21 protein-coding genes are annotated in these 21952 nt (G+C 64.9%); 18 read left to right on the forward strand and 3 right to left on the reverse strand.

Going from position 1 to position 21952, the window contains the following annotated elements:
* Nucleotides 1–6: 6 nt before the first annotated feature.
* The 11 genes from VE092_RS11405 (at nucleotide 7) to VE092_RS11455 (ending at nucleotide 11119) form a co-directional block, all read left to right on the forward strand.
* A complete protein-coding gene (locus VE092_RS11405) occupies nucleotides 7–2100 on the forward strand; it encodes a DNA polymerase III subunit gamma/tau (protein ID WP_324876779.1) in 2094 nt (697 codons plus the stop codon).
* Between the two features lie 84 nt (nucleotides 2101–2184).
* Nucleotides 2185–2511: a YbaB/EbfC family nucleoid-associated protein gene (locus VE092_RS11410; protein ID WP_324876781.1), complete on the forward strand. Its 327-nt coding sequence runs from the start codon at nucleotides 2185–2187 to the stop codon at nucleotides 2509–2511.
* Between the two features lie 103 nt (nucleotides 2512–2614).
* Nucleotides 2615–2917, forward strand: a complete 303-nt coding sequence (locus VE092_RS11415; RefSeq protein ID WP_324876783.1) for a YciI family protein — start codon at nucleotides 2615–2617, stop codon at nucleotides 2915–2917.
* Nucleotides 2914–3510 carry a recombination mediator RecR gene (gene recR / locus VE092_RS11420; protein ID WP_006465016.1) on the forward strand — a complete coding sequence of 199 codons (597 nt, stop codon included), beginning with the start codon at nucleotides 2914–2916 and terminating at the stop codon, nucleotides 3508–3510. Before VE092_RS11415 ends, recR begins: the two co-directional genes overlap by 4 nt.
* A 297-nt stretch (nucleotides 3511–3807) precedes the next feature.
* Nucleotides 3808–5055, forward strand: a complete 1248-nt coding sequence (locus VE092_RS11425; RefSeq protein ID WP_324876785.1) for a CaiB/BaiF CoA-transferase family protein — start codon at nucleotides 3808–3810, stop codon at nucleotides 5053–5055.
* Nucleotides 5056–5147: 92 nt separating this feature from the next.
* Nucleotides 5148–6185 (forward strand): ABC transporter substrate-binding protein, encoded by a 1038-nt coding sequence (locus VE092_RS11430; protein ID WP_006465019.1) that lies wholly within the window; start codon nucleotides 5148–5150, stop codon nucleotides 6183–6185.
* Nucleotides 6186–6303: 118 nt separating this feature from the next.
* On the forward strand, nucleotides 6304–7113 hold the full coding sequence (locus VE092_RS11435; protein WP_324876788.1) for an ABC transporter ATP-binding protein: 810 nt from the start codon (nucleotides 6304–6306) through the stop codon (nucleotides 7111–7113).
* 38 nt (nucleotides 7114–7151) lie between these two features.
* Nucleotides 7152–8003, forward strand: coding sequence for an ABC transporter permease (locus VE092_RS11440; protein ID WP_324876790.1), 852 nt, complete (start codon nucleotides 7152–7154; stop codon nucleotides 8001–8003).
* A gap of 245 nt (nucleotides 8004–8248) precedes the next feature.
* Entirely contained in the window at nucleotides 8249–9814 is a 1566-nt protein-coding gene (locus VE092_RS11445) for a methyl-accepting chemotaxis protein (RefSeq protein WP_414653468.1), read from the forward strand.
* Nucleotides 9815–9887: 73 nt separating this feature from the next.
* Nucleotides 9888–10097, forward strand: a complete 210-nt coding sequence (locus VE092_RS11450; RefSeq protein WP_324876794.1) for a hypothetical protein — start codon at nucleotides 9888–9890, stop codon at nucleotides 10095–10097.
* Nucleotides 10098–10210: 113 nt separating this feature from the next.
* A complete protein-coding gene (locus VE092_RS11455) occupies nucleotides 10211–11119 on the forward strand; it encodes an NAD-dependent protein deacetylase (RefSeq protein WP_324876796.1) in 909 nt (302 codons plus the stop codon).
* Here VE092_RS11455 and VE092_RS11460 read toward each other — a convergent pair.
* Nucleotides 11046–12611, reverse strand: coding sequence for an MFS transporter (locus tag VE092_RS11460; RefSeq protein ID WP_324876798.1), 1566 nt, complete (start codon nucleotides 12609–12611; stop codon nucleotides 11046–11048). The two genes, VE092_RS11455 and VE092_RS11460, sit on opposite strands and share 74 nt — an antisense overlap.
* A 29-nt stretch (nucleotides 12612–12640) precedes the next feature.
* A complete protein-coding gene (locus VE092_RS11465) occupies nucleotides 12641–13120 on the reverse strand; it encodes a GlcG/HbpS family heme-binding protein (RefSeq protein ID WP_006465026.1) in 480 nt (159 codons plus the stop codon).
* 143 nt (nucleotides 13121–13263) lie between these two features.
* Between VE092_RS11465 and VE092_RS11470 the strand changes: the two genes are divergently transcribed.
* Nucleotides 13264–14175 carry a LysR substrate-binding domain-containing protein gene (locus tag VE092_RS11470; RefSeq protein ID WP_324876801.1) on the forward strand — a complete coding sequence of 304 codons (912 nt, stop codon included), beginning with the start codon at nucleotides 13264–13266 and terminating at the stop codon, nucleotides 14173–14175.
* Nucleotides 14176–14382: 207 nt separating this feature from the next.
* Complete coding sequence (locus VE092_RS11475) at nucleotides 14383–15237, forward strand: MetQ/NlpA family ABC transporter substrate-binding protein (protein ID WP_324876803.1); 855 nt, start codon at nucleotides 14383–14385, stop codon at nucleotides 15235–15237.
* Between the two features lie 107 nt (nucleotides 15238–15344).
* On the opposite strand, the gene VE092_RS11480 is transcribed toward VE092_RS11475, so the two are convergent.
* The gene (locus VE092_RS11480; RefSeq protein WP_324876805.1) at nucleotides 15345–16685 is read right to left on the reverse strand and encodes an LLM class flavin-dependent oxidoreductase; all 1341 of its coding nucleotides are present in this window, start codon (nucleotides 16683–16685) and stop codon (nucleotides 15345–15347) included.
* 248 nt (nucleotides 16686–16933) lie between these two features.
* Here VE092_RS11480 and VE092_RS11485 point away from each other — a divergent pair, with 248 nt between their 5' ends.
* From VE092_RS11485 to VE092_RS11505, 5 genes are all read left to right on the forward strand, one after another.
* Nucleotides 16934–17953, forward strand: coding sequence for a DUF4105 domain-containing protein (locus tag VE092_RS11485; protein WP_324876807.1), 1020 nt, complete (start codon nucleotides 16934–16936; stop codon nucleotides 17951–17953).
* A 141-nt stretch (nucleotides 17954–18094) separates the two neighbouring features.
* The gene (locus VE092_RS11490; RefSeq protein WP_324876809.1) at nucleotides 18095–18958 is read left to right on the forward strand and encodes an ABC transporter permease subunit; all 864 of its coding nucleotides are present in this window, start codon (nucleotides 18095–18097) and stop codon (nucleotides 18956–18958) included.
* Nucleotides 18958–19707, forward strand: a complete 750-nt coding sequence (locus VE092_RS11495) for an ABC transporter ATP-binding protein (protein WP_324876811.1) — start codon at nucleotides 18958–18960, stop codon at nucleotides 19705–19707. Before VE092_RS11490 ends, VE092_RS11495 begins: the two co-directional genes overlap by 1 nt.
* Before the next feature lie 48 nt (nucleotides 19708–19755).
* Nucleotides 19756–20763: an NrtA/SsuA/CpmA family ABC transporter substrate-binding protein gene (locus VE092_RS11500; RefSeq protein WP_324876813.1), complete on the forward strand. Its 1008-nt coding sequence runs from the start codon at nucleotides 19756–19758 to the stop codon at nucleotides 20761–20763.
* A 20-nt stretch (nucleotides 20764–20783) separates the two neighbouring features.
* Nucleotides 20784–21896, forward strand: a complete 1113-nt coding sequence (locus VE092_RS11505; protein ID WP_324876815.1) for an LLM class flavin-dependent oxidoreductase — start codon at nucleotides 20784–20786, stop codon at nucleotides 21894–21896.
* Nucleotides 21897–21952: the final 56 nt, after the last annotated feature.

Raw genomic sequence — 21952 nt, forward strand, 5'->3', positions numbered from 1 at the left:
CACCTCATGTCCTATCAAGTTCTCGCCCGCAAATACCGTCCCCGCAGCTTCGACACCCTGGTAGGCCAGGAACACGTCGTGCGCGCGCTGACGCACGCGCTGGAACAGCAGCGGCTGCACCACGCCTACCTGTTCACCGGGACCCGCGGCGTGGGCAAGACCACGCTCTCGCGGATTTTGGCCAAGTCGCTCAACTGCGTCGGCGCGGATGGCAACGGCGGTATCACCGCCGCGCCCTGTGGTGTGTGCGAAGCCTGCGTGGCCATCGATGCCGGCCGCTTCGTCGACTACATCGAGATGGACGCCGCCTCCAACCGTGGCGTGGACGAGATGGCGCAGTTGCTGGAACAGGCCATCTACGCTCCTTCGAATGCCCGCTTCAAGGTCTACATGATCGACGAAGTGCACATGCTCACCAACCACGCCTTCAACGCCATGCTGAAGACGCTGGAAGAGCCGCCCGAGCACATCAAGTTCATCCTCGCCACCACCGACCCGCAAAAGATTCCCGTGACCGTGCTGTCGCGCTGCCTGCAGTTCAACCTGAAGCAGATGCCACCCGGCCACATCATCAGCCATCTGGACAACATCCTTAACCAGGAAGGCATCGCGTTCGATCCTCCCGCATTGCGCCTGCTGGCGCAGGGGGCATCCGGCTCCATGCGCGATGCGTTGTCGCTGACCGACCAGGCCATCGCCTATGCCGCCGGCCGGGTCACCCTGGACGCCGTGCAGGGCATGCTGGGCGCGCTGGACCAGTCCTACCTGATCCGCATCCTGGACGCCCTGGCGGCGCAGGATGGTGCGGCCCTGCTGGGGGTGGCCGACGACATGGCCACCCGCAGCCTGTCCTATAACGCCGCCCTGCAGGACCTGGGCACACTGTTGCATCAGATCGCCATGGCGCAGGCGGTGCCGGCCGCCCTGGCAGATGACCTGCCCAATCGCGAAGACATCCTGCGCCTGGCTAACCAGTTCAGCGCCGAACATGTGCAGCTGTTCTACCAGATCGCCGTGCACGGCCGCAATGAACTGGGCCTGGCGCCCGACGAATACGCCGGCTTCAGCATGACGCTGCTGCGCATGCTGGCCTTCCGTCCGGTCAGTGCCAGCGCTGCCGGCCCGGTGCCGGCCGCAGCCGCCCCGGCCGCCGCCCGCCCGGCAGCGCCGCGTCAGGCAGCACCGCTGATGGCCCCGCAGGCGGCGGTGACCAGTGCCCCGGTGGCGCGGGTCCAGTCCGCTCCGGTAGCGTCCCCCGCTGCGCCGGCCGCGCAGACCCCGCCCATGGCAACGACTACTCCGGCAGCAGTGTCGGCACCGGCTGCGCCCGCCGCGCCGGCCTCTGCGCGTGAAGCCGCGTTGATGGCAGCCCGCGTCGGCAAGAACGGCAAATCGCCCGCCGCCCGTCCATCCCCGGCCGCCGCGCCCGCTGCCCCGGTTGCTGCCGCTGCGCCCGCCGTACCGGCCGCACCCGCTGCCCGCGCAGCGACCGCGTCCCCGGAGATGCCGGACCTGCCCGAACCGCCGCCCTTTGATGCCATCCCGCCATGGGAAGAGGATGCGCGCGCCGATGTGATGCCACCCGCTGGCTTCGCGTCAGAAAAAAAAACTGAGTCAGCTGTGGCCGTAGAGCCGTCGGCACCGGCGGCGCCCCAGCGCCCGGCCGCCACGCCCGCCCAGCAGCAGGAAACCGCCCGCATCGCCGCTGAACTGGGCTGGGACGGCCATTGGCCCAGTCTGGCCGCCAGCCTGGCACTGCGCGGCGTGGCGCATCAGATGGCGTTCCAGAGTGAACTGGTGCGCTGCGAAGCGCTCAATGGCGGCAATGTCTGCTTCCATCTGCGCATCCCGCTCGATACCCTGCGTTCCTCGGGTAGCGTGGAAAAACTGGTGGCCGCGCTGTCCGAACGCTTCGGCAAGGAAATCCGTGTGGAAACCGAGCTGGGCGCCGTCGCCGACACCGCCAACGCGGTGGCCGAAGCCGAGCGCGCCGAGCGCCAGCGCAAGGCTGAGCAGAAGATGACCAGCGACCCCTTCGTGATGACCATGATGCGCGAATTTGGCGCCACCATCGTGCCGGGGTCGATCCAGGCGTTGTGAGGCGGGAGCGCCAGCGCAAACCGGATTGGCGGGCGCTTCCGCAAACGCGATAGAATTCCGTGAATTGAAACAAGGAGCATGAGCATGATGAAAGGTCAACTCGCAGGTCTGATGAAGCAAGCACAGGCCATGCAGGACAACATGAAGAAGGCCCAGGAACAGCTGGCCACCATCGAAGTGGAAGGCCAGTCCGGCGCCGGACTGGTGAAGGTCGTGATGACCTGCAAGAACGACGTCAAGCGCGTCTCCATTGATCCGTCGCTGCTGGCCGAAGACAAGGACATGCTGGAAGACCTGGTCGCCGCCGCCTTCAACGACGCCGCGCGCAAGGCTGAAGCCACCGCCCAGGAAAAGATGTCCGGCGTCACCGCCGGCATGCCGATGCCCCCTGGCTTCAAGATGCCGTTCTGAGGTCGATGCGGCCCGTGCAGGCATGCCGGGCCGCCAGGATCGCTGCGGTAATGCAAGATATCCATGATGTTGACGGAATGCACGATTGTTTAGGGGATGCACCATGTTCATCGTCTCGATCACGTACACCAAGCCGGCAGGCGAAATCGATTCCCTGCTGACCGCGCACAAGAAATTCCTCAACCAGCAATATGCCGACGGCGTGTTCCTGATGTCGGGCCGCAAGGTTCCGCGCACCGGTGGCATCATCATTGCCGACTGCGCCGATCGTGCCGAGATCGAAGCCATCATGGAATCCGATCCCTTCTTCATCGGCGGTGTGGCCGAATACGAGATCATCGAATTCGTCCCCTCGATGACCGCCGAGGCGCTGGAAGCCTTCCGCTATTCCGTAGACCGCAATTGAAAACACCCTCCAGTCTTACCGTCCTGACCGAATCGCTGCGCCGGCTCCCCGGCATCGGCCCCAAGACCGCGCAGCGCATGGCCTATCACCTGCTGCAGCATGACCGCGACGCCGCTGCCGAGCTCAGCAAGTCGCTGGCGCAGGCGCTTGACACCATCCGTCATTGCGCGCTCTGCAATACCTTCACCGAGCAGGTCATCTGCGAGACCTGCCAGGACAGCCAGCGCGACCATACCCAGCTATGCGTGGTGGAGTCTCCCTCCGACCAGGTCATGATCGAGCAGACACTGACCTTCAAGGGCCTGTATTTCGTCCTCATGGGGCGCCTCTCGCCGCTGGACGGCATCGGCCCGCGTGACATCCATCTCGAAAAGCTGATCACCCGCGCCACCGATGGCGTGGTCACCGAAGTGGTGCTGGCCACCAACTTCACCAACGAAGGCGAAGCTACCGCCCACTACATCAGCGAAACCCTCAAGGCGCGTGGCCTGAAGGTAAGTCGCCTGGCACGGGGCGTACCGGTCGGCGGCGAGCTGGAATATGTGGATGCCGGCACCATCGCCCGCGCCATGCTGGATCGCCGGACCACGTGAGGCCGGCACCGGTTTCAGATTTCAGATGAAAAACTTGCAGGCATGACGTCGACGATGAAGGTCAAAATGCGCGACATCCAGTCCATGCTGCAATAGAATGACGACTGCCAGCCGGCCGGTACCCCCGGAGGCTGCCGCAGGCGACAGCGCAGCAACCCTGTGCGCCGGACTGCACACCAACCCACGCATTTCAGGACACTGGCCACTACCCGACAAGAGCCAGGTCCGGCATCACGATCAGGAGGAGATCACCGGATCGGCCGCGCCGCAGCGCGTCAGCCATCCGGTGCAAGCACGATGAGCACAGGCACATCCAAGCCCGGCCCGCTGGCCGGCATCAAGGTACTGGAACTGGGCACCCTGATTGCAGGCCCGTTCTGCTCGCGCATGCTGGCCGAATTCGGTGCCGAGGTGATCAAGGTCGAAGCCCCAGGCAACGGCGACCCGCTGCGCCAGTGGCGCGTGCTCAAGGATGGCACCTCGCTATGGTGGTCGGTCCAGGCCCGCAACAAGAAGAGCATCACCCTCAACATGAAGGACGAGCGGGCACAGGAGATCGCCAGGAAGCTGGCCCTGGAAGCCGACGTCATCATCGAGAACTACCGTCCAGGCGTGCTGGAAAAGTGGAAGCTCGGCTATGAAGACCTCAAGCAACTGAACCCGGCCACCATCATGGTGCGCCTGTCCGGCTACGGCCAGACCGGCCCTCTGCGCGACCTGCCGGGCTTCGGCGCCATCGGCGAATCCATGGGCGGTATCCGCTACGTTTCCGGCCACCCGGATCGTCCACCGGTGCGCATCGGCATTTCCATCGGCGACTCCATCGCCGCCCTGCACGGCGTGATCGGCGCCATGATGGCGCTGCGCCACCGCGACGTCACAGGCGGCCGCTGGAACGGCAAGCAGGGCGACGACTGCGTCGCCGGCCAGGGGCAGATGGTGGATGTGGCCTTGTACGAGGCCGTCTTCAACATGATGGAATCGATGGTGCCGGAATTCGACTTCGCCGGCGTGGTGCGCGAACGCACCGGTGGCGCGCTGCCCGGCATCGTGCCCTCCAACACCTATACCACGGGCGACGGCATGAACATCGTCATCGCCGGCAATGGCGATGCCATCTTCAAGCGCCTGATGAGCGCCATCGGCCGCGACGAGATGGCCAATGATCCCGGCCTGGCGCGCAACGATGGCCGCGTGCCGCGTACCGCCGAGATCGACGCCGCCATCCAGCAGTGGTGCAGCACGCAGACCATCGAAAATGCCCTGACCACGCTGCAGGCGGCCGATGTCCCGGTCGGCAAGATCTACTCGGTCAAGGACATGATGAGCGATGCCCAGTTCCTGGCCCGCAACATGTTCGAGCAGCACCAGTTTGCTGACGGCACACCGGTCAAGCTGCCCGGCATCACCCCCAAGATGTCCGAGACGCCGGGCCAGACCAGGTGGCTCGGTCCCGAGCTGGGCGCCCACAGCGATGAAATCCTGCAATCGCTGGGGTATGATGAGGCCCACATCAAGACGCTGAGGGACCACGGCGTGGTCTGAACGGCGCCCAGACCGTCGTGGCATCTGCACGGGATGCCGGACGGGACTATGCACAACAAGCTGTACCCCCATCCACACACGGAGGAGACATAATGAAATTGAGCTGGAAGCAATTGCTGATCGCCGCGGGCCTGTTCCTGGCCGGCTACTTTTCCTTCAACGGCAGTGCCGGTGCGCAGGCACTGGAAAAGCCCAAGGTGTCCATCGCCGTCGGTGGCAAGAACCTGTTCTATTACCTCCCGCTGACGGTGGCCGAACAGCTCGGCTATTTCAAGGATGAGGGGCTGCAGGTCGAGATTTCCGACTTCGCCGGCGGTGCCAAGGCCTTGCAGGCGATGGTGGGCGGCAGCGCCGACGTGGTCTCGGGCGCCTACGAGCACACCATCAACATGCAGGCCAAGGGCCAGGCCATCGTCGCCTTCGTGCTGCAGGGCCGTGCGCCGCAGATCGTGCTGGCGGCCAACAACAAGACCATGCCCAACTACAAGAGCGTGGCCGACCTCAAGGGCAAGAAGATCGGCGTGACCGCGCCCGGCTCCTCCACCAGCATCATGGCCAGCTATGTGCTGGCCAAGGCCGGCCTGAAGCCCACCGACGTCTCCTTCATCGGCGTGGGGGCCTCGGCCGGTGCGATCTCGGCCATCCGTTCCGGCCAGATCGATGCCATCGCCAACCTGGACCCGGTGATCTCCATGCTGGAACAGCACAACGAGATCAAGACCATCGCCGACACCCGTACCCTGAAGGACACCAACGACGTCTTCGGTGGCCCGATGCCGGCCGCCACCCTGTACGCCCCGGCGGCCTTCGTCCAGAAGTATCCCAACACCACGCAAGCCCTGACCAACGCCATGGTGCGCGCGCTGAAGTGGATCCAGAAGGCCGGCCCCTCCGACATCATCAAGGCCGTGCCGGAGAGCTACCTGCTGGGTGACCGTTCGCTCTACATCGACGCCTTCATGAAGGTGCGCCAGGCTATCTCGCCGGACGGCTACTTCCCGCCAGGTGGCCCCGATACCGCCCTGCGCACGCTCAAGGCCTTCGAGCCCTCGCTGGCCGACAAGCAGATCGACCTCTCCAAGACCTTTACCAATTCCTTCGTGCAGAAGGCCAACGCCAAATACAAGTAAGCGCGGTGCTCCCACCCGATGCGAATGCACAGCAAATGCCCGGTAACGGGCATTTGCGCATCTGGGCGGGACGCTTCCCCCCGTATCACCCACTGTGGCCCTATCGGCCCGCACTGCCATGACGCCAGCCCTCCAGTTCGACAACATCACCTGTACCTTCGTCTCCAAGGACGATCGTTCCCAGCGCTACACCGCCGTGGCCAATACCGACCTGTCCATCGCACCGGGCGAATTCGTCTCCGTCGTCGGTCCTACCGGCTGCGGCAAGTCCACCCTGCTCAACGTCGGTGCCGGGCTGCTGCAACCGTCCTCGGGCAGCGTCAAGGTATTCGGCGAAGAGCTCACCGGCATCAATCGCCGCGCCGGCTACATGTTCCAGGCCGAGGCGCTGATGCCCTGGCGCAGCGCGCTGCAGAATGTGATCGCCGGCCTGCAGTATCGCGGCCAGGACGAACAGGCCGCGCAGGAACTGGGTGAACAATGGCTGTCCCGCGTGGGTCTGCAAGGCTTCGGCGACCGCTACCCGCACCAGCTCTCCGGCGGCATGCGCAAGCGCGTGGCGCTGGCGCAGACGCTGATCCTCGACCCCGACATCATCCTCATGGACGAACCCTTCTCGGCCCTGGACATCCAGACCCGCCAGCTGATGGAAAACGAGGTGCTGGACCTCTGGAATGCCAAGAAGAAGGCCGTGCTCTTCATCACCCACGACCTCGACGAAGCCATCGCCATGTCCGACCGCGTGATCGTGCTGGCCGCCGGTCCCGGCACTCATCCCATCGGCGAATTCAGGATCGACCTGCCGCGCCCGCGTGATGTCGCCGAAATCCGCATGCATCCGCGCTTCGTCGAACTGCACCAGCAGATCTGGGACGTGCTGCGCGACGAAGTGCTCAAGGGTTATCAACAACAGAAGCGCGCAGCGTAAGCCGTACCGGAAAAAGATCAGGGAAGAGAACCAGCACCATGTGGAAATTATTTAAACCGAATCACAAGAACATCCGCTTCTGGCAACTGATGGTATTGGCCATCGTCCTGCTGGTGTGGCATGTGGCCACCCGCAATCCGCAGACCGCCTTCTTCTTCGGCGAACCGCTGAAGGTGGCGCAGCGCATCTGGGAGTGGTTCACGGTGGGCAGCGGCTCGCTGGAAGTGGGGATCGGCGACACCACCTTCTTCACGCTCACGTTCCCCGCAGAGATCTATTCGCACCTGCTCATCACGCTCACCGAGACCGTGCTGGCCTTCGTCATCGGCACCGTCTTCGGCCTGGGTATCGGCCTGTGGCTGGCACTGTCGCCGACCGCCTCGGCCATTCTCGATCCCTACGTGAAGGCCGCCAATTCCATGCCGCGCGTGATCCTGGCACCGATCTTCGCGATGTGGTTCGGCCTGGGGATCTGGTCCAAGGTGGCGCTGGCGGTCACGCTGGTGTTCTTCATCGTCTTCTTCAACGTCTACCAGGGCGTCAAGGAAGTCAGCCCGGTGGTGTTGGCCAATGCCCGCATGCTGGGCGCCAATGCGCGCCAGCTGCTGCGCACGGTCTACCTGCCCTCGGCCACCTCGTGGGTGTTTTCCAGCCTGCATACCTCCATCGGCCTGGCCTTCGTCGGTGCGGTGGTGGGCGAATACCTGGGATCGGCACGTGGCGTCGGTTACCTGATCCTGCAGGCTGAAGGGACCTTCGACATCAATACCGTCTTTGCCGGCATTGTCGTACTGACCATCTTTGCACTGGTGCTGGATCTGGCCGTGGGCGTGATCGAAAAGCGCTTGATGAAGTGGCAACCCAAGAGTGGGGAAACCGAAAAACTCTAGACGGAACCGTTACAGTCGCGCGCGCGACAGGGCACCAGGCGCCGGTGGCAACACCGGCGCCTTTTTTTATCGTGTGGCCACGGCCTGTCACCCGGTCCGATGCTGGCCTCGGGAAAATCCCTAGATCCATCAGCTCGGCCTTTGTCTATAGTCGATGCTGCATGGATTGATTCCGTCCGGATTGGTCGATGTCCAAAAAATCGCATCCTGTACAACTGGGGGGAATAATGAGTGTGTTAAAGAATATGAAAATCGGCACCAAGTTATCGCTGGGGTTTGCCGTCCTGCTGGTGCTGACGGTGATCCTGGCTGCCGTTGCGCTGGTCAGCATCCAGTCCCTGACGACCTCCATCAAGGCCGCCGATACCGTCCAGAGCCGGCGCCTGGTGCCGCTCTATCTGGCACGCGAGGCGTTGGACCAGACCGGCCTTGCGGCGCGCAATGCCTATGTGTTCCGCAGCGACGCCGATGCCGCCAAGGAACTGGCGATCGTCGATGAACAGAAGCAGATCTATCTGAAGGCCCTGGCCGAACTCGAACCGGAAATGGCCGGCAACAAGGGCTTTGACAAGGTGCGTGCCGGGCTGCTGCAGATGGCCGAGGAACTCAAGCGTCCGCGCATATATCGCGAAGGCGGCAGGAGCGAGGAATTCCGTGATTTCCTGGTCAATGAATGCAGTCCCCTGCGGCGCCAGATCGTGCAGGACATCAACAAGGTCATCGCGGAAGTGGACGCCGAAAACGACCGCGCGCACCAGACCACGATGGACGTATCCGCACACGGCTCGCTGGTGGTGGCCGTGCTCACCCTGCTGGTGTGCTTGATCTCGGTGATCGTGGCCGTACTCATCACCCGCGGCCTGTTGAAACAGCTGGGCGGCGAGCCCGCCTATGCCGCCGACATCGCCCAGCAGATCGCGGCCGGCGACCTGACCTCGGAAGTCCAGACCCTCCCCGGCGACAATGCCAGCCTGCTGATGGCCATCAAGAAGATGCGCGACAGCCTGGTCGCCATCGTCGGCAAGGTGCGGGAAGGTACGCATACCATTGAACAGGCCTCGGCCGAGATCGCCTCGGGCAATCTGGATCTGTCCTCGCGCACGGAACAACAGGCCGGCGCCCTGGAAGAGACCGCATCGGCCATGGAACAACTGATGTCCACCGTGAAGCAGAACGCCGACAACGCCCGCCAGGCCAGCCAGCTGGCGGTATCGGCTTCGGAAGTGGCGAGCCAGGGCGGCGTCGCGGTGGGACAGGTGGTCAGCACCATGGAAGGCATCAATGCCTCCTCGCGCAAGATCGTGGACATCATCAGCGTGATCGATGGCATCGCCTTCCAGACCAATATCCTGGCCCTGAATGCGGCGGTGGAAGCAGCCCGCGCCGGCGAGCAGGGACGTGGCTTCGCGGTGGTGGCCTCGGAGGTGCGCAACCTGGCGCAACGCAGTGCTACCGCCGCCAAGGAAATCACCGAGCTGATCAATGACTCGGTCGGCCAGATCGGACAAGGCAGCCACCTGGTCCAGCAAGCCGGACTGACGATGGAAAACGTCGTCACCAGCGTCAAGCGCGTGACCGACGTGGTGGCCGAGATTTCGCATGCCAGCCAGGAACAGAGCCACGGCATCGGACAGGTCAACCTGGCCATCACCCACATGGATGAAGCCACGCAGCAGAATTCGGCACTGGTGGAGGAAGCGGCGGCAGCAGCCAACTCGATGATGGAACAGGCCAGTGCGCTGGCCGGGCTGGTCTCGACCTTCCGCCTCAGCAATTCGACCACCCCCGCGAGCCTGAGCCGCATGACGTGATGCCCGGGGCGAACGGATAGCGCGGATCGCCGACCGCGAACGTGCGCTCTATCTGCTGCAGCAGCTCAAGGCCATGGGCGTGACCATTGCCATGGACCACTTCGGCAGTGGCTATTCCTCGCTGGAAACCAGCCAGCAGGCCAAGGCCTTTGTACGTGCCATCCTGGAGCAGGAGGGCTGCCAGGAGGGGCAGGGCTTCCTGTTCGGGCGACCGGCGCTGCCGGCCACCCTGCGCGACCTGGCCCAGGCGATCCCGCTGCGGGAGCTGCCGCGCCGCGCCTGAGCGGCTGGGCCGGGTTGGATATAGCGGGTGGTGGTTGGTTGCGGCGCGGCCGGCGGCCCCGTCCGTTTTCGCGTACGCTGCCCCTTGTCGATACAATCTCCAGCGAGTTTTCCATGAGCCAGAGCCTGATCCTGCCGGATTCCCTGTCCTCTCCCTTGCCTGTCCCTGCAGCGCCTGTCCTGCAGGCCGATGCTGTTGCGGCACTGTCGCAGTGGCTGCTGTCCCATCGCAAGGTGCTGGTACTCACCGGGGCCGGCATCAGTACCGCCTCCGGCATTCCCGACTACCGCGACGACACCGGAGTACGTCGAGGCCGTCTGCCCATCCAGGGCAGCGAATTCCGCCAGTCGGAAGCGGCCCGCAAGCGTTACTGGGCACGCAGCATGCTGGGCTGGCCGCGCCTGGCGCGCGCCGTACCGAATGCCGCCCACCACGCGCTGGCGCAGTTGCAGTCCGGCGGGCAGGTGGGGACCATCCTGACCCAGAACGTCGATGGCCTGCACCAGCAGGCTGGCAGTCGCGATGTGCTGGAACTGCACGGTAGCATCCATGCGGTGCGTTGTCTGTCCTGTGGCGCCCAACATCCACGGGCCGCGATCCAGCAGCAGCTGGAGCGCGACAACCCGGCCCTGACCCGACTGCAGGCGGAGATCCTGCCCGATGGCGATGCCCGGCTGGAACCGGAGGCCGATGCCGAGTTCCATGTCCCCGCTTGCCTGGTCTGCGGCGGCATGCTGCAACCGGATGTGGTGTTCTTCGGCGATGGTGTGCCGGCCGCCCGCAGCGCCCAGGCCGAGACGGCCGCGCGCGACTGCGATGCCATGCTGGTGATCGGTTCTTCGCTGATGGTGTTGTCGGGTTTCCGCTTCCCGCGCATGGTGGCGGCAGCCGGCAAGCCGGTGGTGGCGATCAATCGCGGCCTGACCCGCGCCGACGACCTGCTGGGCTTCAAGCTGCAGGAGGATGCCGAGTCGGTCCTGCCACGTCTGGCGGCACGGCTGCAGGCTGCGCCGCCCGCCTGATCGACCACAGCACGATGAGCGCGGCCGCCAGCGCCAGCAGTGCCGCGGCGGCAAAGGCATGCGCAAAGCCCTGGGCATAGGCTTGGCGCGCCAGCGCCAGGATGCTCGCCTGCCGCTCGCCATAGGCCTGCGCCGCCTGAGCCATGTCGCCGGCCAGCGCGCGACTGACGAACTGCTCGGCGCGCCCGGGCGCCTCTCCCAGGGTGATCATGCCCTCCAGCATGCGGCTGCGGGCCGACTGTGCCAGCACCGCCCCCAGCCCGGCAAAGCCGGCCAGCACCCCGGTGAAACGCGAGGTGGTGCTGATACCCGAGGCCATTCCGGCGCGTTCGCGCGGCACATTGCCCATGATGGCCTTTTGTGTCTCGCCATTGAGCAGACCGCCCCCGCTGCCCAGGACCGCCATGCCCAGCACCACCAGCGCCAGCGAGCCATTGCCGGCGGCCAGCATCATCAGCAGGTTGCCTGCTGCGGTGACGGCCAGCCCCAGGGCCAGCACCCGCGCCGACGACAGGTGCCGGCCCAGCAGGCGTCCCAGCTGCGGCAACAGCAGCATCGCCAGCGCGAAGGGCAGCATGCCCAGGCCGGTCTGCAGCGCGTTCAGGCCGCGTGCATTTTGCAGGAACAGCGGCAGCAGCGACGCCATCACCTGGGCCGAGGCCGCATAGGCGAACATGGCCGCCACTGCCGCCACGAAACCGGCATGGCGGAACAGTGACAGCTCCAGCATCGGATGGGCGCAGCGGCGCTCCCAGGCGATGAAGAGCAGGAATAAAAATGCGCCGCCCAGACCGCGGGCGACGCAAACAACGCTGGTCCACCCCTGTTCCGGACCCGTGATCAGGGCCCAGGTCAGGAGGAAGACCGCGCTGGAGAAAGACAGGATGCCCAGCGGATCCAGCGGACGCGGCAGCGGATTGCGTGACTCCGGTACCTGCCGTCCTACCGCCATGCCCAGCAACAGGCAGACCGGCAGGTTGATCCCGAACGCCCAGCGCCAGCCCAGCAGGGTATTGATGACGGCGCCGATCAGCGGCGCCAGCACCATGGTCAGGCCCATGATGACGCCCCACACCGCCCAGGCGCGTGCGCGCTCGCTCTCGTCATGGAAGGCATGGCCGATCACCGCCAGCGAAGGCGCCAGCAAAAGGGCCGCACCCACCCCCTGCAGCGCGCGGGCCGCATACAGGGCCTGTGCCGTGGGAGCCAAGGCACAAAGCAGTGAGGCCAGCGCGAACAGCGCCAGCCCGCTCCGCAGCACGCGCTTGCGGCCATAGCGGTCCGCCAGGGCACCGGCCGGCAGCAGCAGCGCGGCAAAGCACAGCACATAGCTGCTGACCACCCATTCCACCTCGCTGAAGGACGCCTGCAGCTCACGCGCCACCGTGGGCAGGATGATCCCGACCACGTTGGTGTCCAGTACCGTCATGGCACATCCCAGCGAACCGGTCAGCAGGATGCGGCCAGCGGTGGAGGAGAAGGGCGAACGCATGGCGGCGCGGGCAGGAGGGCAAGAGGGTCTTACTTCAACGCCGCCACGCCGGCCTTGGCGATGTCTTCATCATGCTGCGGGGTGTCGGCCGACACGCCGATGGCCCCCACCACCTGACCGTCGGCCACCAACGGCAAGCCGCCGCGCATCAGGACAAAGCCGCGTGCCGTGGCGGCCGCCGGGCGGTTGCCGTTGATCGCATCTTCCAGCGCGCCGCTGGGACGGCGAAACAGTGCTGCAGTACGCGCCTTGCCCGGCGCGATCTCGACCCCGGCCGGTACGGCCGCGTTGTCCATGCGCACCAGCGCCACGGGCAGACCGGCGGCATCCACTACCGAGATCACGCAGGGCCAGTTTTCCGCCTGCGCCTTGGCCTGGGCAGCCTGCAGCACCTGTTGCGCAGCGGCCAGCGTCAGCACCGGCTGGGTCGGCAGGGTGGCGGCAGCCGCTACATTGGCCGCCAACAGGCTGGAGAGGGCCAGGGCGAGAAGTCGGGTCTTGATGATCATGGAATTCCTTTTCTGAAATGCGAGAGGGGAGAGGGTTCATTGAACCAGTCTCTATAATTCACTTCAATAATCATCAACCACGACTTAATTAGTTTTAAACTAATTCAAGGCATCGCCGCCATCCCTCATACCGGAGCAAGCCCGTGGACCTACGACACCTGCGTTACTTCCTGACCGTCGCCGAAGAACTGCACTTCGCCCGTGCTGCCGAACTGCTGGGCATTGCGCCACCCACGCTGTCGGTGCAGATCCAGGAGCTGGAGCGCCAACTGCAGGTCCAGTTGTTCGCCCGCACCAAGCGCTCCGTATTGCTGACCTCGGCCGGTCGTGATTTCGTCGAGCAGGCACGCGCGGTACTGGCACGCTTCGACCAGGCCATCGACGTGGGTCGCCGTGCCGGGCGCGGCGAGCTGGGCCGGGTCGAAATCGGCTATGTGGGATCGGCGGTATTCGGCGGCATCCTGCAGCAGCAGATCAGCGCCTTCCGTCGTCAGTGGCCGCAAGCCACGGTACATGCCCGCGAGTGGCCGATGGCGCAACTTTCCGACGCGCTGGAGGAGGGCAAGGTCGACATCGCCTTCCTGCGCATGCCGGTGCCGCTGGGCGGCACCCTGCAGTCGCAAGTCCTGTTGCGCGACCGCTTCTGCCTGGCCCTGCCTGCTGATCATGCACTGGCGAGCGCGGGCGCTGCCGTGCGTTCACGGGCCCTGGCCGGAGAATCCTTCATCCTGCCCGAGCAGGAGCTGGGCAGTCGCGAGGTCTGGCGCCGCGGCGGTTTCGAGCCGCGCAGCATGAGTCGTCCAGGTGGCCTGCTGGCGGTGCTGGCCGAGGTATCGGTGGGCGCGGGCGTGGCGGTGGTGCCGGGGGTATTGACCTCGGTGGTGCAACTGCCCAATGTCTGCTATCGGCCGCTGGCGGGCAGCGCTATCGTTTCCGAGGTGGCAGCCGTATTCCGTCGTCACGAACGCGCGCCGGCGGTGCGCAACATGATCGCGGCGATCCGCACCAGCAAGCCGCTGCAGGTTCACGGGCCCTTGAACACATCTCGCAACTGATGACGACATGAGTTCCGGCCAGGACACTGGCTCTGTATATTCTTATCCGTTTTCCTTCGTTCATTCGGACCGGTTCGCGGCCACATAATCCTTGGTCGGTTTCACCTCCCAAGGAAATCATCCACATACGCCACCCGCCATATTCCCACGCCAATGTGATGCAAGTTGGCGGCGGGTATTTCCGCGATCCACTGAAGGAAGTCCATCATGCTCAAGCAACTTGCCGGCCTGCTGCTCATCGGCGCTGCCGTGATTGCCGGCGCCCACGCCGCGCCCCCTGCCACGCCCGAACGCGAACTGAAGATCGGCTTCGTCCCCGGCCCCTACATCGACGAATTCAAGCTGGGCGTGCAACCCGAGCTGCAGAAGAAGGGCTACAAGATCCGCTACTATGAGTTTTCCACAGGACTGGAAGCCAACAGCGCCGTCTTCAAGGGCGACATCGATGCCAACGTGATGCAGCACTCGGTATTTCTGGCTTCCTACAATGAGCGCAACAAGACCGACCTGGTGGGCATCGTGCAGGTGCCTACGCCCCCCATGGGCCTGTATTCGCGCAAGCACAAGGACCTGAACAACCTGAAGAAGGGCTTCACCGTCGCCGTGCCCAATGATCCGGTCAATCTGCAGCGCGCCCTGTGGATATTGCAAAGGCTGGGCTGGATCCGCATCCGCGAGAACAAGCCGGTCGACGTCACCGAACTGGACGTGGTGGAAAACAAGGTCGGCCTGAAACTGGTACTGCTGGAGAATGCCCAGGGTCCACGCGCGCTGGATGACGCCGATTTCGCCGCCATCCAGGGCAACTTCGCCATCTTCGCCAAACTCAAGCTGTCCGAGGCCTTCATCCTGGAAGACATGAAGCCGCCCTACATCAACGTGGTGGCCGTCAAGAAGACCCGCCAGGACGAGACCTATGCCCGCGATATCGCCCAGGCCTACCGTTCCGACTATTTCCAGAAGGCCATCCGCAGCGACCGCTTCTATGACGGTTTCACCCTGCCGGATTATTTCAGCAGCAAGGACCAGGACGACAAGAACCTCAAATTGGGCAAGAACTGATCGGCGCATTGTCCGGCCCGTTGCCACCCCGCTACCATCAAGCAAAAAGGCTCGCTCCCGGTCGTTCCGGGGGCGAGCCTTTGGTCTATTGTGCTTGATCCGGAGGCTCAGGCCGCCCTGGCCTGGCCACCGGTGCTGCCAGGATGTACGAGTCCGAAATGGGAACGCAGGGTCTTGCCCTCGTAGTCGCGACGGAACAGACCGCGTTGTTGCAGCAGCGGCACCACGCCATCGACGAAGTGCTGCAGGCCATCCGGCAGGGCATCGGGCATCAGGTTGAAACCGTCGGCGGCGCCGGCCTTGAACCACCGTTTGATGTCATCGGCAATCTGCTCGGGCGTGCCGACCAGTACCCGGTGACCGCCGCCACCGCACAGGGCACGGATGACATCGCGCACCGTGTGTGGCCGCCCCTTCACCAGCGACAGCGTGGCATGGAAGAAGGTGTGGTTGCCATTGCCGCCACCGGGCAGGGCCAGCTTGTCCGGCAGGGGGCGATCCAGGTCCAGGCTATCCACCGGTACCCCGAGGATGCCGGCCAGGCGCTTCAGGCTATAGCTCCAGGGAATGTTGTCGATCAGTTCGTCGCGTCGGCGCAGTGCTTCGGCTTCGGTGGCCCCGATGATGGTGGCCAGCCCCGGCAGGATCTTGACCGCATGGGGGCCGCGTCCGAGTTGTGCGGCGCGGGTATTGATGGCGCGGCTGTAGGCCAGCGATTCTTCCACGGTATGGGCCGCCGAGAAGACCGCCTCCGCGTGACGTGCGGCCAGCTCCTGGCCATCCCCCGATCCGCCGGCCTGTACCAGTACCGGCTGGCCTTGCGGCGTGCGCGGCAGGTTCAGCGAGCCGTGCACCTGGAAGTGGCTGCCGCGATGGGCGATGGGATGCACCCGGCTGTCATCGATGAAACGACCGCTGACTTTGTCGGCCACCAGCGCCTCGTCTTCCCAGCTGTTCCATAGCGACTTCACCACCTGGGTGAATTCGTCTGCACGCGCATAACGCGCTGCATGGTCGGGAACCTTGTCCAGCCCGAAATTGCGGGCCGATGCGACATCGGCGGTGGTGACGATGTTCCAGCCGGCGCGGCCGCCGCTGACATGGTCCAGTGTCGCGAAGCGGCGTGCGATGTTGTACGGCTCGTTGTAGCTGGTGGAGGCGGTACCGATGACGCCGATATGGGTGGTCGCGGCCGCCACCGTGGCCAGCAGCACCGTAGGCTCCAGCGCCGTGATGGGACGGAAATCGATCTGCTCGATGATGGCCGCATTGTCGGCCAGGAACACCGCATCGAATTTGGCCGCCTCGGCGATGCGCGCCACCTTGACGTAATGCGCGGCATCGATGAAGGCCAGCGGATCGGCGTGCGGCAGGCGCCACGCCGACGGGATGAAGCCGGAATGCAGGATATTGACGTTCAGATGCAATTGCCGTGGGGGCTGGCTCATGGGGGGCTCCGGGGAGGGGAACGACTCGTGGCACGTGCACAGGCTCAGGCCGTACGCAAGTAAGACCGACCGGTCGCGCTCCATGGAGGCATTCCTGATGATGGGAAACCCGACGATTCTGTGCCGGCCACCCCGGCGGCAGCCACGAATATATCCGCATAAACATATGCGCGCGGGACGGCTACAATGCCCGGGAGCGAGGGGGAGGGACCCCGACGCCAGACCAATAACAAGCGTGCGCGACGTCAATGAGCCTTCTTTTTATCGTATTGCTGATCTTGCTGGCCTGCCTGGTGCTGGGACTGGCGGCCTGGGGTGGTTTTGCGCTCTGGTATCAGTGCCCCGGGCCACGCTGGGCGCGTCTGTTGGTGATGACGGCATGGAGTCTGCCAGCGCTGGCCACCCTGGGAGCATTGGCTGGGGCAGGTGGCGCGTCGGCCTGGGGGGCGCTGGCTTTCGTGCTGGCACTGGTGGTGTTGCTGAGCTGGTGGCGTGGCATCCGTGCTTCCCATGATCGGGTCTGGGCCGACGATGTGGCCTGCATGCTGGTCTCGCAGGTCACGGGTGATCGCGTCAGACTGGACAATGTACGCAACTTCGAATGGCGCAGCGAGACCGATTACGACGTGCGCTGGGAGTCGCGTGACTACGATCTGTCGCAACTGGTCTCGGCCGACCTGCTGCTGTCCTACTGGATGGGGCCGGCGATTGCGCACACCCTGGTTTCTTTCGGGTTTGCCGATGGCCGGCGCCTGGTATTTTCGCTGGAGATCCGGCGCGAACGCGGCGAATCCTTCTCGGCCCTGGGCGGCTTCTTCCGCAAGTTCGAGACCGTGATCGTCGCCGCCGACGAGCGCGACATCGTCCGTACCCGCACCAACGCCCGTGGCGAGGACGTCTACCTGTATCGCCTGCAACTGCGTCCCGACCAGTTGCGCAAGGTCTTCCTCGGATACCTGGAACGCGCCGCGCAGGTGCGCGCCACACCGCGCTTCTACAACACCCTCACCAGCAACTGCACCACCATCGTCTTCGAGTTGGCGCGCCGTCTTTCCCCCACGTTGCCACTGGACTATCGCCTGCTGCTCTCCGGTTATTTCGCCGAATACGCCTTCGACCATGGCGCACTCACGCCCGGCTACCACTTCGAGCAACTGCGCGAGGCTGGCCGCATCACCGGACGGGCTTTGCAAAGCGGTCCGGGGGACGACTACAGCAAGCTGATCCGGCGTGGCGTGCCGGGTGTGGGCGAAGACGAGCTCCGCTGAAACTGCGCTACGAAGTCCAAATCCGTTTATCAACTATCCAAGCATAAAATCATTCGTATTCGCTCACCGCGAAGCTGATTAGCATTTCCTTCCTGCGCCACTGTGGTTGCGCATCCTGAAACGTCAGAGAAGGAAATCCCCATGTCCGAAGCGGTGAATCGTTTCCCCCTGCCGGCAGCCGCCGAGTCCTCCCCCGGGCGCCGATCGAGGCGACTGCGTCCCTTGCAAGAACTCGGCAACCGTAGCCTGTTCCTGCTCTCCTGGGCCGCGCCTGTGCTCCTGGTCCTGCTATGGGAGGCCTTCGCCCGCGCCGGTGTGCTCTCGCCGCAAGTGCTGCCGGCGCCCAGCAAGGTATTGCAGACCGCCTGGAACCTGATCGGTCAGGGCCGCCTGCTCTCCGACCTCGGTGCCAGTCTCCTGCGGGCCGCCGCCGGCTTCGTCATCGGCGGCAGCCTCGGCTTCGTGCTGGGCACCCTGGTCGGCTTCTCGCGGCTGGCCGAAGCCCTGTTCGACCGCAGTGTGCAGATGGTGCGCGCCGTCCCCTTCCTGGCGGCGTTGCCGCTGGTGATCGTGTGGTTCGGTGTGGGCGAGGGTGGCAAGGTGTTCCTGGTGTCGCTGGGCGTGCTGTTCCCGATCTATATCAATACCGTGCTGGGCATCCGCCAGGTCGATCCTAAGCTGCTCGAACTGGGTCGCGTGACCGGGCTCTCCAACTGGACCCTGATCCGTCGCATCGTGCTGCCCGGTGCCTTGCCCTCGATCCTGGCCGGGGTGCGCTATGCGCTGGCAGTGGCCTGGCTGGCACTGGTGATCGCCGAAACCATTGCCGCCAATACCGGCATCGGCTCACTGGCCATGGATGCGCGTGAATTCCTGCAGACCGACGTGATCGTGCTGACCATCGTCATCTATGCCGGCATCGGCGTGGTCTCGGATGCCATTGCCCGCCTGCTGGAGCGCCGTCTGCTGGCCTGGCATCCCAACTACGCCGCCAAGGGGAAATGATGAGCACCACCACCCAACCCATGCATCCGGCCGGCGTCGATGAGATTGCCGTGCAGGTCGCCGGTCTCAAGCGCCGCTACGGCCAGCGCACCGTCATCCAGGGCTTGAACCTGCGCATCCATCGCGGCGAGTTCGTGGCCCTGCTGGGTGAGAGCGGTTGCGGCAAGACCACCCTGCTGCGCGCGCTGGCGGGGCTGGACGCCATCGATGGCGGCCGCATCGATGGTCCGGCGCAACCGGCCGTGGTGTTCCAGGAACCGCGCCTGATCCCGTGGGATCCCTTGTGGCGCAACGTTTCCCTGGGACTCGATGACAAGATCGGCAAGCCGCGCGCGCAGGCGGCGCTGGAAGAAGTCGGCCTGGGTGGCCGCAGCGACGACTGGCCCCGCAATCTCTCCGGTGGCCAGGCGCAGCGCGTGGCGCTGGCACGTGCCCTGGTGCGCGAACCGCGCCTGCTGCTGCTGGATGAACCCTTCGCTGCCCTGGATGCCCTGACCCGCATCCGCATGCATGCCCTGGTGCGCCAACTGCTGGCGCGCCATCGCCCCGGTGTGCTGCTGGTCACGCATGATGTCGATGAAGCCATCGTCCTGGCCGACCGCATCCTGGTCATGCGCGATGGTGCCATTGCCAGCGATCACCGGGTCGCGCCGGAAGCCGCCCATCATCGTGCCCACCCGGCGGCCGAGGCCCTGCGCACGCAATTGCTGGCCGAACTGGGCGTGGCAGCCGGCGAGGCAGCACATTAACCGGAATTGAATGCCGGTTCGATTTCCCTTTACCACCATTGAATGCTCATGACACAAGACAACAAGTCCATCGATCTTCATCGTCGCCTGCTGCTGCAGGCGGCCGCAGGCGCCACCGCCCTGGGTGCCGTCGGTGCACCCGCCGTCGCTCTGGCCGCCGGTTCCTCTCGCAATACCGATACCGTGCGCCTGGCCTGGGGCAAGGGCGGTCTGCCCGGTATCGCCCGCACCCGTGGCGAATTCGAAAAGACCCTGGCCCGCGATGGCATCAAGGTGCAATGGGTGGGCCCTTTCCCCAATCACGCGCCTTCGCTGCAGGCGGTCACCGGCGGTAGCGCCGACTTTGGTTTCGGCGGTAGCACTACGCCCGCGCTGGCGGCCATGATCGCCGGCTCGCCGCTGGTATTCACCCAGTTTGCCGTGGTCGAGCCACGCAGCACCGCCATCATTGCCAAGGATGGCTCCGGCATCACCAAGGTCAGCGACCTGGTCGGCAAGACCGTGGCGGTAAACCGCTCGGGCCTGGGCGAGTTCCTGCTGGTGGCGGCGCTGGAAAAGCATGGCATCGCCCGCGACAAGGTCCAGTTCGTCTACCTCAATCCGCCGGACGCCGGTCCGGCCTTTTCCCAGGGCAAGGTCGATGCCTGGTCGATGTGGAGCCCGGGCGTGGACATTGCGCGGGTCGAATACAAGGCGCATGACGTCTTCTTCGAAGGCCGCGATCTGGATTTCCTGATCGACTTCAACTCCTACGTCACCCATCGCAAGTTCGCCCAGGAAAACGCCGACATCGTGCGCGCCGTCAATGCCGCCTATCGTGCCGAGGGCGAGTGGATCAGCAGGAATCCGCGCGAGGCCGAGATCCTGGTGCAAAAGGATGCCGGTTATTCGGACGCGGTACGCGATTCGCTCATCAGGCTGGCGCGCCGCTGGGAGTTCCATGGCACCGATGACGCGAAGTTCATCGCCACCTTCCAGGGAGCGGCCGATTGGTTGGCCGCACGCAAGATCCTGCCGCAGAAGGTGCAGGTGAGCGATTACATCGTCAAGGTCTGATTCATTTCAAGGAGAGAAGCATGAGCGTCAACTTCATCGGCATGGTCACCACCAACAAGAATTCGGAGATCCATCCCGCCGTCGGACCGGCCATCGATACCGATTACCTGCTGCGCTTTGCGCGGGCGCACGAGGAAGCCGGCTTCGACCGGGTGCTGGTCCCGTACCACTCCAACGGGCCGGACGCCATCCTCACCATCGCCCAGGTGGCTGCCGCCACGCGACACATCAAGCTGATGCTGGCGCACCGCCCGGGTTTTGTGTCGCCCACACTGGCGGCGCGCCAACTGGCTACACTCGACCACTACAGCGGCGGGCGGCTCGGCGTTCACATCATCTCTGGCGGCTCCGACAGCGAACAGCGGCGCGATGGCGACTACCTCGACCATGACCAGCGCTACGCCCGCACCGATGAGTACCTGCACATCCTGCGCCGCGTGTGGACCGCCACGCAGCCCTTTGATCACGAGGGCGCGCATTACCGCTTCGAACAGGCTTACTCCGAGGTCAAGCCGGTCCAGCAGCCGCATATCCCGATCTTCTTCGGTGGTGCTTCCGAGGCCGCCATTCCGGTGGCGGGACGGCACGCAGACGTGTATGCGCTGTGGGGCGAGTCACTGGACCAGGTGCGCGAGCTGACCGGACGTGTGCGAACCGAAGCGGCACGGCATGGAAGGGAGATCAGTTTCTCGGTCTCCTTCCGTCCCATCCTGGCAGCCACCGAAGACGCTGCCTGGGAGCGTGCCGAACGTATCCTGGCCGAGACACGCCGCCTGCGCGCGGGCGATGGTGTTCGCCATCCGGCCTATACCGGTCCCCAGGAAAGCACCGGCGCACGCCGCCTGCTGGCCGCTGCCGAGAAGGGGGATCGGGTGGATCGTCGTCTGTGGACCGCCATCGCCCGCGAAACCGGTGCCCGCTACAATTCCACGGCCCTGGTCGGTACGCCCGGGCAGGTGGCCGAGGCGCTGCTGGATTACTACGACCTGGGCGTGACGACCTTCCTGATCCGCGGTTTCGATCCGCTGGAAGATGCCCTCGACTACGGTCGCGAACTGATCCCGCGCACGCGCGAACTGGTGGCAGAACGCGTGCGCCAGAAACTGGAAAAGCAGCAAAAGCAGGCTGCCTGATTGTTCCGGCCGCAATGTGACAGTGGCTCCGCATTGCGGAGCCACTTTTTTTCGTG

The sequence above is a fragment of the Herbaspirillum sp. genome, from assembly GCF_035644555.1.
GTDB lineage: Bacteria > Pseudomonadota > Gammaproteobacteria > Burkholderiales > Burkholderiaceae_D > Herbaspirillum.

Coding starts and splice junctions, on each gene's coding strand:
- VE092_RS11405 (WP_324876779.1), top strand. CDS start 7: ATGTCCTATCAAGTTCTCGCCCGCAAATACCGTCCCCGCAGCTTCGAC.
- VE092_RS11410 (WP_324876781.1), top strand. CDS start 2,185: ATGATGAAAGGTCAACTCGCAGGTCTGATGAAGCAAGCACAGGCCATG.
- VE092_RS11435 (WP_324876788.1), top strand. CDS start 6,304: ATGACGCCAGCCCTCCAGTTCGACAACATCACCTGTACCTTCGTCTCC.
- VE092_RS11500 (WP_324876813.1), top strand. CDS start 19,756: ATGACACAAGACAACAAGTCCATCGATCTTCATCGTCGCCTGCTGCTG.
- VE092_RS11430 (WP_006465019.1), top strand. CDS start 5,148: ATGAAATTGAGCTGGAAGCAATTGCTGATCGCCGCGGGCCTGTTCCTG.
- VE092_RS11465 (WP_006465026.1), bottom strand. CDS start 13,120: ATGATCATCAAGACCCGACTTCTCGCCCTGGCCCTCTCCAGCCTGTTG.
- VE092_RS11455 (WP_324876796.1), top strand. CDS start 10,211: ATGAGCCAGAGCCTGATCCTGCCGGATTCCCTGTCCTCTCCCTTGCCT.
- VE092_RS11480 (WP_324876805.1), bottom strand. CDS start 16,685: ATGAGCCAGCCCCCACGGCAATTGCATCTGAACGTCAATATCCTGCAT.
- VE092_RS11475 (WP_324876803.1), top strand. CDS start 14,383: ATGCTCAAGCAACTTGCCGGCCTGCTGCTCATCGGCGCTGCCGTGATT.
- VE092_RS11450 (WP_324876794.1), top strand. CDS start 9,888: ATGGGCGTGACCATTGCCATGGACCACTTCGGCAGTGGCTATTCCTCG.
- VE092_RS11495 (WP_324876811.1), top strand. CDS start 18,958: ATGAGCACCACCACCCAACCCATGCATCCGGCCGGCGTCGATGAGATT.
- VE092_RS11440 (WP_324876790.1), top strand. CDS start 7,152: ATGTGGAAATTATTTAAACCGAATCACAAGAACATCCGCTTCTGGCAA.
- VE092_RS11425 (WP_324876785.1), top strand. CDS start 3,808: ATGAGCACAGGCACATCCAAGCCCGGCCCGCTGGCCGGCATCAAGGTA.
- VE092_RS11490 (WP_324876809.1), top strand. CDS start 18,095: ATGTCCGAAGCGGTGAATCGTTTCCCCCTGCCGGCAGCCGCCGAGTCC.
- VE092_RS11445 (WP_414653468.1), top strand. CDS start 8,249: ATGAAAATCGGCACCAAGTTATCGCTGGGGTTTGCCGTCCTGCTGGTG.
- VE092_RS11415 (WP_324876783.1), top strand. CDS start 2,615: ATGTTCATCGTCTCGATCACGTACACCAAGCCGGCAGGCGAAATCGAT.
- VE092_RS11460 (WP_324876798.1), bottom strand. CDS start 12,611: ATGCGTTCGCCCTTCTCCTCCACCGCTGGCCGCATCCTGCTGACCGGT.
- VE092_RS11485 (WP_324876807.1), top strand. CDS start 16,934: ATGAGCCTTCTTTTTATCGTATTGCTGATCTTGCTGGCCTGCCTGGTG.
- VE092_RS11505 (WP_324876815.1), top strand. CDS start 20,784: ATGAGCGTCAACTTCATCGGCATGGTCACCACCAACAAGAATTCGGAG.